Origin of the sequence: Nonomuraea sp. NPDC050786 (assembly GCF_040654115.1) — a bacterium.
Classification (GTDB): Bacteria; Actinomycetota; Actinomycetes; order Streptosporangiales; family Streptosporangiaceae; genus Nonomuraea.
Genome location: NZ_JBFAHJ010000003.1, coordinates 458,290 through 470,305, shown reverse-complemented (window position 1 = coordinate 470,305; position 12,016 = coordinate 458,290). Strand labels below are relative to the sequence as shown.

Sequence of the window (12,016 nt, the reverse complement as noted above, 5' to 3'; positions counted from 1 at the left end):
GAAGACGTGCGCTACGCTTGACACGTGCGTTCCGCGACCCTGCTTCTTAGCGGGCCGCGACGGCCCTGAAGATTCCCGCCGTCGCGGCTACCCCTCGTTCTGTGCACGGGGGGTTTTCTTATGGGTCCGAATCAAGCCAGAAGGACAGTAGCCGTGAGTGAGTACGATCCGCAGGCGCTGCAGGCCAAGTGGCAGCAGCGATGGGAGGAGCAGGAACCCTACCGGGCGAACGAGGACCCGGCGGACCCGCGCGAGCGTCGCTACGTGCTCGACATGTTCCCCTACCCGTCCGGCGACCTGCACATGGGTCATGCCGAAGCCTTCGGGCTGGGCGATGTCGTCGCGCGTTACTGGTTCCAGAAGGGCTACAACGTCCTGCACCCGATCGGCTGGGACTCCTTCGGCCTGCCGGCGGAGAACGCCGCGATCAAGCGGAACGCCCACCCGGCCGAGTGGACCTACGCCAACATCGAGACGCAGGTCACCTCGTTCAAGCGTTATGCGCTGTCCTTCGACTGGTCGCGCCGCCTGCACACCAGCGACCCTGGCTACTACCGGTGGAACCAGTGGCTGTTCAACCGGTTCTACGAGCGCGGCCTGGCCTACCGCAAGGGCGGCCTGGTCAACTGGTGCCCCAACGACCAGACCGTGCTGGCCAACGAGCAGGTCGTGGCGGGCAAGTGCGAGCGCTGCGGCGCCGACGTCGTCCGGCGCGAGCTGACGCAGTGGTACTTCAAGATCACTGACTACGCGCAGCGCCTGCTGGACGACATGGAGCAGCTGAGCGAGGGCTGGTCCGAGCGGCTGCTGACCATGCAGCGCAACTGGATCGGCCGCTCCGAGGGCGCCGACGTGCTCTTCCAGATCGAGGGCCGCGACGAGCCCGTCCACGTCTACACCACGCGGCCCGACACGCTGTTCGGCGCCACGTTCTTCGTGGTCGCCGTGGACGCCAAGCTGGCCGACGAGATCGTCACCGACGAGCAGCGCCCCGCCTTCGAGGCCTATCGCGCCGAGGTCGCCAAGCTGAGCGACATCGAGCGGCTCTCCACCGACAAGGAGAAGACCGGCGTCTTCCTGGGCCGCTACGCGATCAACCCGGTCAACGGCGAGCGCATCCCGGTCTGGGCGGCCGACTACGTACTGTCCGACTACGGCCACGGCGCCATCATGGCCGTGCCCGCCCACGACCAGCGCGACCTGGACTTCGCGCTGAAGTTCGAGCTGCCGGTGAAGGTGGTCGTCCACACCGGCCTGGCGGACCCGGGCGAGACCGGCGAGGCCACGCCGGGCGAGGGCACGCTGGTCAACTCCGGGCCGCTGGACGGCCTGACCAAGACCGAGGCCATCTCCAAGATCATCGAGATTCTGGAGCGCGAGGGCAAGGGCACGGGCGCGGTCAACTTCCGGCTGCGCGACTGGCTGCTGTCCCGCCAGCGGTTCTGGGGCACGCCGATCCCGATCATCCACTGCGGCGACTGCGGCGAGGTGCCCGTCCCCGACGACCAGCTGCCGGTCACGCTGCCCGACATGCGCGGCGAGGCGCTGGCGCCCAAGGGCGTCTCCCCGCTGGCCAGCGCCACCGAGTGGGTCAACGTCGAGTGCCCCAAGTGCGGCGGCGCGGCCAAGCGCGACACCGACACGATGGACACGTTCGTCGACTCGTCGTGGTACTACCTGCGTTACTGCTCGCCCGGCTACACCGACGGCCCGTTCGACGTCGAGCAGGTGCGCAAGTGGGGCCCGATCGACCAGTACATCGGCGGCATCGAGCACGCGGTCCTGCACCTGCTGTACTCACGGTTCTTCACCAAGGTCCTGTACGACATGGGCATGGTCGACTTCACCGAGCCGTTCCGGCGCATGCTGAACCAGGGTCAGGTGATCAACGGCGGCAAGGCCATGTCCAAGTCCCTGGGCAACGGCGTGGACCTGGGGCAGCAGATCGACGACTACGGCGTCGACGCCGTACGCCTGACCATGGTCTTCGCCGGGCCGCCCGAGGACGACATCGACTGGGCCGACGTCTCGCCGGCCGCGTCGCAGAAGTTCCTGGCCCGAGCGCTGCGCGTCATGTCGGAGGTCTCCTCCGCGCCCGGCGTGCCGTTCGAGACCGGCGACGCGGAGCTGCGCAAGGTCACGCACCGCACGATCGACGAGGTCACCAAGCTGGTCGAGTCGTACCGCTTCAACGTCGCGGTGGCGCGCATGATGGAGCTGACCTCCGCCGCCCGCAAGGCCATCGACTCCGGTCCCGGCGCCGGCGACCCGGCCGTGCGCGAGGCCGCCGAGACGCTGGCGATCATGCTGTCGCTGGTGGCCCCGTACGTCGCCGAGGAGGGCTGGGAGCGGCTGGGCCGCACCGGCCCCGTCGCCTTCGCCGGCTGGCCTGCCGCCGCGCCGGAGCTGCTGGTGCAGGAGTCGGTCACCTGCGTCGTGCAGGTGGCGGGCAAGGTGCGCGACCGGCTGGAGGTCTCGCCGGACATCAGCGAGGACGCGCTGCGGGAGCTGGCCCTGGCCTCGGAGAAGGTGGCGCCCTACCTGACGAACAACCCCCGCAAGGTGATCGTCCGGGCTCCCAAGCTGGTCAACATCGTCCCGTGATCATGTAAGTCCCGCACCGTCCCGGGCGAGCGCCCGGGACGTGGGGAGTCAGAGGCTGCGCAGGGCCGGGAGGAGCTCCTTCTCCGCCCAGTCGAAGAACGGCTCCTGCTGGTCGTGCCCGACCTGGACGAGCGCCACGTGGGTGTAGCCCGCGTCGACGTACTTCCTGACGCCCTCCACGATCGCGTTCACGTCGCTGCCGCACGGCACGCTCTCGGCCACGTCCTCCGGGCGCACGGTGCCGGTGGCGGCGGCGAAGTTCACCGGTCCCGGCAGCTCGGCCATGACCTTCCAGCCGCCGCACGCCGCCCACCGCCAGAGCTTGTGCGCGCGCTCCTTGGCGGCCTCGGCATCGGTGTCGTACGCGAGGGCCAGCTGCCCGTAGACCGGCTTGCCCTGCCCGCCCGCGGCGCTGAACTGCTTGACCACATCCGCCATCGGATCGTTGACCACCAGCATGTCCCCGTACTCCGCCGCGATCTCCGCGGACTGGCCGCCCGAGGCGGCGATGGCGAGCGGGACCGGCTGATCGGGCAGGTCGTAGAGCTTGGCCGAGTCCACGTCGTAGAACTCGCCCTGGTAGGTGACGTAGTCGCCGCTGAACAGCTCCTTGATGATCTGGACCGCCTCGGCGAACATCCGGTGCCTGGTGTCCACCGGCGGCCATCCCTCGCCGACGACGTGCTCGTTCAGGTTCTCGCCCGCGCCGAGGCCCAGCGTGAACCGGCCCTTGCTGAGCACGCCCATCGTGGCCGCCTTCTGCGCCACGACGGCCGGGTGGTAACGCATGATCGGGCAGGTCACGTACGTCATGAGCGGCATCCGCTCGGTGACCTGGGCCGCGGCGCCGAGCACCGACCAGCAGTACGGCGCGTGCCCCATCTCCTCGACCCACGGGAAATAGTGGTCGGAGATGACCGCGTAGTCGAAACCGATCCGCTCGGCCGCCGCGGCGTAGTCGACCAGCTCCCGTGCCGGAGTCTGTTCGGACATCAAGGTGTAGCCGATTTGTACCATGCGTCACGGCTACCCGGGTTTGTCCGCCTTAGTGGTGGCGGACCGGAGATCATCGGTCGATGAGCTCCTCGATCACCAGCGAGAGGCCGATCCCCAGCAGCCAGACGTCCTTGACCAGCCCGATGCCCTGCTCGGACGGGCGCAGGCTGCCCTCTCGCCGCATCCCCGGCGTCTTGAGATAGAGCCCGAGCAGCCCTCCCGCGAACCCCGTCAGCGCGGCCCCCGCCAGCAGCGACGGCACGAACGGGGCCAGCAGCGCCGCCCCGAGGGCGATCTCGCTCCTGGAGAGGAGCCGGGCGAAGGTCACCGGGTCCATGTCGCGCAGGAACGGATACGTGCCCGAGGCCATGCCGTGCAGACCCGCCGCGGTCTGCTCGTCGGCGTCGACCTTGCCGAGCCCGGAGTTCAGGATGACGGCCCCGGCGGCCAGGCGTGCCGGGAACTGGTGTGTACGGGCGAGAAGCTTCATAGTTCTCGCCCTTCCCGTACATTCCCGGCGCATCCCGCACTTGGCCGTTCACGGGACGTGGCACAGCCGCCCGGGGGACAATTCTTGGGCTGACCTTGGCGGGCGGGCATTAGTGTGCACCTGTGACAAATGGCGCATACCTGAGATACCCGCACGTGCACGGCGACGTGGTGACCTTCGTCGCCGACGACGACATCTGGCTGGCTCCCCTGTCCGGAGGCAGAGCCTGGCGGTTCACCGCCGACCGGGCACCGGTGTCGCACCCGAGGTTCTCGCCCGACGGCGCCCGCATCGCCTGGACGAGCGGCAAGGAGGGCGCGCCCGAGGTGTTCGCGGCGGAGATCGACGGCCCCGAGGGCGATCGGCTGACCTACTGGGGGAGTGCCACGACCGGCGTTCGCGGGTGGACGGCCGACGGTGACGTCATCGCGATCACCTCCGCCGGAGAGAGCGAGCGCAGCAGGAACTGGGCGTACGCGGTGCCGCTCGACGGCGGACCGGCGACGCGCCTGCCGTACGGGTGGGTCAGCGACGCGGCCGTGAACGGGGCGCGGGTGGCCACCGTGTCGGCGCTGTGGCGCGAGCCGTCCCAGTGGAAGCGGTACAGAGGCGGCACGGCCGGCAAGATCTGGGTCGACGCCGAGGGGGACGGCGAGTTCACCCGGCTGTTCGCCGACAGCACGGCGCAGTACTGGTCGGTGAGCTGGGTGGGGGACAGGATCGTCTTCCTGGCCGACATCGACGGCGTCGGGAACATCTACTCCGCGCTGCCCGACGGCTCCGACCTGCGCCGGCACAGCTCCCATGAGGAGTTCTACGCCCGTCACGCGGCGAGCGACGGCGAGCGGGTCGTCTACAGCCACGCCGGTGACCTGTGGCTGCTGGAGAGCCTGGACGCGGAGCCGTACCGGCTGGATGTGCGGCTGGGCGGGCCGCGGCCGGGGCGGGCCAGGCGCCCCGCGCCCCTGCGGGTCGGCTCGTACTCGCCGGACGCGACCGGGCGGGCCAGCGCCGTGGAGATCCGCGGGACCGCGCACTGGGTGACCCACCGCGACGGGCCCGTGGGAACGCTGCGGGCGGAGCCGGGCGTCCGCGTACGCCTGCCGCGCGCCCTCGACGCCGACGGGCGCGCCGTGTGGGTGTCGGACGCCGGCGGGGAGGACGCGCTGGAGATCGGCGCGCCGGGCGGCGAGATCAGGACGCTGGCCGCCGGGCAGCTCGGGCGCGTGCTCCAGCTCGAGGCCGCGCCCGACGGCAAGCACGTGGCGGTCGCCACGCACGACGGGCGCCTCCTGGTGGTCGACCTCGAGGCGGGAGACACGCGGGAGCTCGACCGGACCACGCAGGGGGACGTCAGCGGGCTGACGTTCTCGCCGGACTCGGCGTGGCTGGCCTGGGTGCATCCGCATGACGAGCCGCTCTCGCAGATCAGGATGGGACGGGTCGACGGGACGTCGGTGATCGACGTGACGCCGGTGCGGTTCGCCGACTACGACCCGGTGTTCACCAAAGACGGGAAGCATCTGGCGTTCCTGTCGGTGCGGACGTTCGATCCGGTTTACGACGCGCACGTCTTCGACCTGTCGTTCCCCGTCGGGTGCAAGCCGTACATCGTGCCTCTCAAGGCCACCACGCCGTCGCCGTTCGACCCCTCGCTGCAGGGGCGCGGGTTCAACGGCGAGGACGACAAGCCCGCCAAGGACGACAAGAAGGACGACGCACCGCCTCGGACCGAGGTCGATCCCGACGGGCTCTCCTCGCGCGTGGTGCCGGTGCCGGTGGTCGCCGGCCGCTACGGCAACCTGCGTACCGCCAAGGACGCCCTGCTCTGGCTGCGCCACCCGCTCGCCGGGCAGCTCGGCGACGGCACCGAGTCCGCCGGCGAGATCGTGCTGGAGCGTTACGACCTCAAGAAGCGCGCCAAGGCCGAGCTGGGCAGGGAGGTGCGCTCGTTCGAGGTGAGCGGGGACGGCGGCCGGCTCGTCACCAACGGCAAGAACGGCCTGCAGACCCGCGCCGCCACCGAGGGCGACGAGGTGGTCGGCATCGACCTCGACCGGATCACCGTGCAGATCGACCCGGTCGCCGAGTGGCGGCAGGGCTTCCGCGAGGCCGGCCGTCTCATGCGCGACCACTTCTGGCGCGAGGACATGAACGGCATCGACTGGCAGGGCGTGCTCGACCGCTACGAGCCCCTGGTGGAGCGCATCGGCGCGCACTCGGAGCTGATCGACCTGCTCTGGGAGACGCAGGGCGAGCTGGCCACCTCGCACGCCTACGCGTACGTCAACGGCGGCGGCTACGACCCCCGCCGCCGCCAGGGCCTGCTCGGGGCGGACCTGTCCAGGGACGACGACGGGGTGTGGCGGGTCACGCGCATCCTGCCGGGCGAGTCCTCCGACCACGCCGCCCGCTCGCCGCTGCTCGCCCCCGGGGTGGCCGTCCGTCCCGGCGACGCGATCGTCGCAGTGGGCGGGCGCCCCGTCGATCCGGTACGCGGCCCGCTCGCCCTCCTGGCGGGCACGGCCGGCCAGCCCGTCGAGCTGACCGTGCGGCCCGCCTCCGGCGGGGACACGCGCCGCGTCGTGGTCAGCCCGATCGCGGACGAGACCCAGCTCCGGTATCACGACTGGGTGGAGAGCCGCCGCGCCCTGGTCCGGGAGGCTTCCGGCGGCAAGCTGGGGTACCTGCACGTGCCCGACATGGCGGCGTGGGGATGGGCGCAGTTCCACCGGGACCTGCGTACCGAGATGGCCTACGACGGGCTGGTCGTGGACGTGCGGGCGAACGGCGGCGGGCACCTGTCGGAGCTCGTGCTGGAGAAGCTGTCGCGCAAGGTCACGGCCTGGTCGCGGGCGCGCGGGTACGAGCCGATGCGGTACCCGGCGGACTCGCCCCGAGGGCCGATCGTGACGGTCACCGACGAGTTCGCGGGCTCGGACGGGGACATCGTCAGCGCCGGGATCAAGGTACGCCAGATCGGGCCGCTGGTGGGGACGCGTACGTGGGGCGGCGTGATCGGGATCGACTCGCGGTACTCGCTGGTGGACGGGACCCGGGTCACGCAGCCCCGCTACTCGTTCTGGATCGAGGGCCAGGGCTGGGGAGTGGAGAACTACGGCGTGGAGCCGGACATCGAGGTGGTGATCACGCCGCAGGACCGGGTGGCGGGGCGGGACCCGCAGCTGGACAAGGCGATCGAGCTGGCGCTGGCCGCCTTGGAGGAGCACCCCGCCGCCACCCCGCCCGACCTCCCGTCCCTTCCCTGACCCCGATCTGCCGTCCTTTCCCTCACCCCGATCTGCCGCCCTTCCCTGACCCCGGCGGCCCGGTCCGGTCCGGGTCGCCCGGATTTGGCCGTCGTGGCTCGGACCGGGCGGCCTTGGCTCGGACCGGCTGCCTCGCCCCTTCGGACGGGGCGTCTTGCCGCCCGGACTGCCCGGGCGTCCGCCCGCGATGGGCACGCTTGCCATCGCGGGCGGGCCCGTCGTCCGTCCGTCCGTGCCGGGCGTGGACGCGTGTCGTCGTGCGGCGCTGTGGGCCGCCGAGGCCACGCCGAGTGGGTGCCAGGGAGGAGGGCCGGGGTCAGAGCACGCGGGCCAGGCGGTCGAGGATCTCGCTGAGGATCGGCTCCGTCGTGGCGAAGTTCAGGCGTACGTGCTCCTCACCGCCGGGGCCGAAGATCGAGCCGTCGTTCAGGCGCACCTTGGCCTCCCGCTCGTACACCTCCGCCATTCCCGGCCGGCCGACGTGCAGCCATGCCAGGTACGTCGCCTCCGGAAGCCGGTAGCCCACGCTTGAGGGCAGGCGGGAGGCGATCGTGCGGCGGTTGCGGTCGAGCAGGGCACGGGTGGACTCCAGCCAGGCGTCTCCGTGCCGCCACGCCGCCACCGTGGCCTCCACACCGAAGAGGTTCGCCGAGCCGTACACGAAGGGCGGCTGCGCCTCCAGGGCCTTGCGTGCCCCCGCGTGGCCCACGTGGGCGATCGAGCAGCGGATGCCGCCCAGGTTGAACGCCTTCGTCGCGGACGTCAGCGTGACGGTGCGTTCGGGGAGGATCGTGGCGAACGGGATGTGCCGGTGCGGCTCGTAGGTGAGGTCCGCGTGGATCTCGTCCGAGAGGACCAGCAGGTCGTGGCGCTCGACCTGCTCGGCCAGCGCGGTCAGCTCCTCGCGGGTGAAGACGCGTCCGGTCGGGTTGTGCGGGTTGACGAGGAGGAGCACCCGGCAGCCCGAGAGATCGGGCACCTCGAAGCGCCACGACTCCCCGTCGGGCTCGAACTGGATGGGGCGAAGGGGGCGTTCCATGACGTCCAGCGTCGTCAGGAACGGGTGGTAGGCCGGAGTGTGCAGGGCGACGCCGTCGCCGGGCTGGGTCCAGATCTGGAGGAAGACCTGGAGTGCCTGGTTGACGTCGCTGAACGAGCGCACGAGCGAGGGGTCGGCCGCCCAGCCGTACCGGTTCGTCATGCGTTCGGCGAACGCCTCCGCCAGCGGTCCGGCCGTGGGCTGGTCCAGCCAGGTGGGGTAGCCGAGGTCTCCGGAGGCCCGCTGTCGGAGGGCCTCGATCACCTCGGGCGCGGTGGACAGGTCCATGTCGGCCACCCAGGCGGGGATGACGCCTGGCTCGACTTCTGCCCACTTGATCCCGTCGTGTGTTGCCTTGAGGTCTTCAGGGGTGTATGCCTCATTCACCCGACAATTCTAGGATTGTTGAATGTGATGAGGCGGCGACCCCCCGTGTGGCAGGCTGGGCGGCCATGACCCCCTACCCGAAGATCGATGCCATTGTCGAGACCTACCTGTCGGTGGCCGACGCGGAGGCTCCCGGGCTGGTGGAGGGTCTCTATCTGGAGGGCTCGGCGGCCCTGGGCGACTACCGGCCCGACACGAGCGACGTGGACTTCGTCGCGGTGACGGCCGCCGAGCCGCCGTTCGAGGTGCTCGAGCGCATCCACACCCGGCTGGGCGCGTACCCGTTCGAGGGCTGCTACCTCACCTGGGACGACCTCCGCCTGGACCCCTCCGAGCTGGGGCCGCGCCCCAGGGCGCACGGCGGGAAGCTGCACCCCCGCGGCCACCTCAATCCGGTCACCTGGCACACGCTGGCCAGGCACGGCCTGACCTGCCGCGGACCCAAGCCGGACGAGCTGGAGCTCTGGCACGATCCAGCCGTCCTGGCCGCCTGGACGGCCGACAACCTCGACCGCTACTGGCGGCGCCTCGTGACCCGGGCCTCCCGCCTGGCCGCGCCGTGGGGTCTGGCCAGCCTGGGCAACTACGGCACCGTGTGGATCGTCACGGGCGTCTCCCGGCTGCACTACACGCTGGCGACCGGCGAGATCACCTCCAAGGCGGGAGCCGGGCGGCACGCGCTGGAGGCGTTCCCGGAGCGCTGGCACCGTGTGGTGAAAGAGGCGCTGCGGCTGCGCGAGGCGGACACCGCGCTGCCGACGGTGGCGAGCGCGGTGAGCGGGCTGGGCGACCACTTCGGCGCGCCCAGGGCCTCCATGTACGGCTCTCCGTTCGAGCGCAGACGCGACGTGCTGGGCTTCGCCGATCAGGCGATCACGGCCGCGCACGAGCTGTACGCCGCCCGGTAGGACCGCACGTGGGCTGGTCGGGTCGGTCGGTGTTGATGATGGCTCGGGGCCGGGCTGCGACTTGGGCCGGTCGGCGCTGACGGTGGCTTGGGCCTGGGGCCGCGACCCGGGTCGGCCGGTGTGGACGGTGGCGCGGGATGCGACTCGGGGCCGACCGGCGTTGACGGTGGCTCGGGTCCGAGATGCGAATGCGTGCACCATGCTTGTCGGGGCGGCGAGGGCCGGTGGGGTTAGCGACCCGCGATGCGACCTGCTCGGGGGGAAGCGCGAGGAAGGGACAACGCTGGCGGCGTGTGCTGCTCAGCCGATCGGCGAGGTGCGCGACCCGCGGTGCGGCTTGCTCGGGCGAGCGAGGGGAGGGGGCAGCGCTGGCGGCGTGTGCTGCTCCGCCGGTCGGCGGGGCGTGGTCAGGCGGCTTTGTGAGGCCCTGAGGCGGCCTGAAGCGCGTGGCGCTCGGGAACATGGTGATGCCCGCGAGGGTGTCCCCCGCGGGAGATGTGTCTTGGCGCGCGCCGGAACACGGCGCGTGTGCGATGACGCGCGCCGAGGCTCCTACAGGCCCTGGTCCGCTACAACCGGCGCAGGACCGCTACGACCTTGCCCAGGACGCTGGCCTCGTCGCCGGGGATGGGCTCGTAGTTGGAGTTGTGCGGAACGAGCCAGACGTGGCCGTCCTTGCGCTTGAAGGTCTTGACGGTGGCCTCGCCCTCGATCATGGCGGCCACGATGTCGCCGCTCTCCGCCACCGGCTGCTGGCGTACGACCACCCAGTCGCCGTCGGCGATGGCGGCCTCGATCATCGAGTCACCGGCGACCTGCAACAGGAACAGCGTGCCCTCACCGACGAGCTGCTTGGGCAGGGCGAAGACGTCTTCGACGCTCTCCTCGGCCAAGATCGGGCCACCGGCGGCGATGCGGCCGACAAGCGGGACGTAAGCCGCCGTGGGGCGGTTGACCGTCGGCTCCTCGCTGGTCGCGTCGGGGTCGACCCACAGCACGGGCTCGCCCGGGAGGCGCACCTCGAGCGCGCGCGGCCGGTGCGGGTCACGCCGCAGATAGCCCTTCCGCTGCAGCGCCGTCAACTGGTGCGACACGCTCGACGTGCTGGTCAGCTGAACCGCCTCGCCGATCTCGCGCATGGAGGGCGGGTAGCCGCGCTGTTGCACTGAGTCGCGAATGACTTCGAGGATCTTGCGCTGCCTGGGCGTCAGGCCCAGAGAATCGCGCCGGCGCACCGCGAGGTCGCTGACCCCGTTTGTGCCATCCCGCTCACTCATGCTCTTCCTCCTCGCCTGGCGGGCCGCCTCACCGGCGAACCTCCCGGTCCGTGGTCCTGATGTCGCACACAGCGACCGTATCGCTGTTGAAGATCATCTTCAAACAATTGTTCGAGTCTTCCTCGAAATTGTCGCCAGTGTGGTGTACAACATCGTACGGGAGTTCGATCGACACCGTGTTCGATTTGCTGATCTTTATTTGGCCTTTTCCCTCAGGCCGCACGGCAGGAGGTCAACCATGCGAACACCCACAAATGCGGACACGACCAGCGAAGACACCAAACGACTCACACTCATCGCCGATGCCACGCAGAGTAGCGATCGACGAGACAATACGCGGACGGAGGCCGGTTTCCACGGCAATTCCGGGAAGAGGTCGGGGCCTCGTACGAGTCGCGGAGGAAGGCCCCATTTGCGATTGGTCCCGCCACCGCGCTCCGGCGCCGACGCGGCCGTCACCGTACCGCCGGGCAGGGGAGGAGCCCGTGCGGACGGCGGTGACGAGACGGCGCCTGGCCGGACATCCGGCGCGGACGGGAGGCCGCGGCGCCCCGGGGGTGGTGCCGATCTGGATCGGGGGACGGGGATGAACGATCGAGGGGTGATACGACCACCTTCCGCGGACGTGACCGCGCGGCCGCGGGCAGCCGCGAAAGGGGGCGGGCTGGGCGTTTCCGGCGCAAGAGCGACGGCGAGTAGGCGGGGGGTCGGCGGTTCCAAAGGTGGTGGTGTAGAGGGTCCTCCAGAGGATCTTCGGGATGCTCGCAGAAGTGTCGCCGGCGCGCGGGGAGGCGTCGCCGGGGGCGCCGGCGAAGGCGGTTGGGACGCGCGGGGACGCACGACGGGGACAGCGCGGCAAGGCGGTCCAGGTGTGCGAGGAAGTGTGTCGGGGACGGCGCGGGGAAGCGGTTCGGGCGCGCGGGGACGTGTGTCGGGGGCGGCGCGGCAAGGTGGTCCGGGTGTGCGCGGAGGTGTTGCTCGGGGCGTTTCCGGGGTGCGGGGAGGCGCCGGAGGTTCGGTGGAAGGCGTTGTGCGGGAAGGTGCCC

General features: G+C 70.9%; 7 protein-coding genes. 3 read left to right on the top strand and 4 right to left on the bottom strand.

Translation table 11 applies throughout. The features are described 5' to 3' along the window. Nucleotides 1-120 precede the first annotated feature (120 nt). Nucleotides 121-2,604, top strand: a complete 2,484-nt coding sequence (gene leuS, locus AB0H84_RS09720; protein WP_357600831.1) for a leucine--tRNA ligase — start codon at nt 121-123, stop codon at nt 2,602-2,604. A gap of 48 nt (nt 2,605-2,652) precedes the next feature. Here leuS and AB0H84_RS09715 read toward each other — a convergent pair whose 3' ends face one another. Together AB0H84_RS09715 and AB0H84_RS09710 are read right to left on the bottom strand one after the other, a co-directional pair. Next, complete coding sequence (locus AB0H84_RS09715; protein WP_357600828.1) at nt 2,653-3,621, bottom strand: TIGR03557 family F420-dependent LLM class oxidoreductase; 969 nt, start codon at nt 3,619-3,621, stop codon at nt 2,653-2,655. A 49-nt stretch (nt 3,622-3,670) separates the two neighbouring features. Then, a complete protein-coding gene (locus tag AB0H84_RS09710; protein ID WP_357600825.1) occupies nt 3,671-4,090 on the bottom strand; it encodes a hypothetical protein in 420 nt (139 codons plus the stop codon). Nucleotides 4,091-4,212: 122 nt separating this feature from the next. Between AB0H84_RS09710 and AB0H84_RS09705 the strand changes: the two genes are divergently transcribed. After that, entirely contained in the window at nt 4,213-7,359 is a 3,147-nt protein-coding gene (locus tag AB0H84_RS09705; protein WP_357600822.1) for a PDZ domain-containing protein, read from the top strand. 316 nt (nt 7,360-7,675) lie between these two features. Here the strand turns inward: AB0H84_RS09705 and AB0H84_RS09700 are convergent, their stop codons facing one another. Next, complete coding sequence (locus tag AB0H84_RS09700) at nt 7,676-8,785, bottom strand: aminotransferase class I/II-fold pyridoxal phosphate-dependent enzyme (RefSeq protein WP_357600819.1); 1,110 nt, start codon at nt 8,783-8,785, stop codon at nt 7,676-7,678. Nucleotides 8,786-8,850: 65 nt separating this feature from the next. Between AB0H84_RS09700 and AB0H84_RS09695 the strand changes: the two genes are divergently transcribed. Beyond that, on the top strand, nt 8,851-9,693 hold the full coding sequence (locus tag AB0H84_RS09695) for an aminoglycoside adenylyltransferase domain-containing protein (protein WP_357600817.1): 843 nt from the start codon (nt 8,851-8,853) through the stop codon (nt 9,691-9,693). A 569-nt stretch (nt 9,694-10,262) separates the two neighbouring features. Here AB0H84_RS09695 and lexA read toward each other — a convergent pair. Continuing rightward, entirely contained in the window at nt 10,263-10,970 is a 708-nt protein-coding gene (lexA, locus tag AB0H84_RS09690) for a transcriptional repressor LexA (protein ID WP_357600814.1), read from the bottom strand. Nucleotides 10,971-12,016: the final 1,046 nt, after the last annotated feature.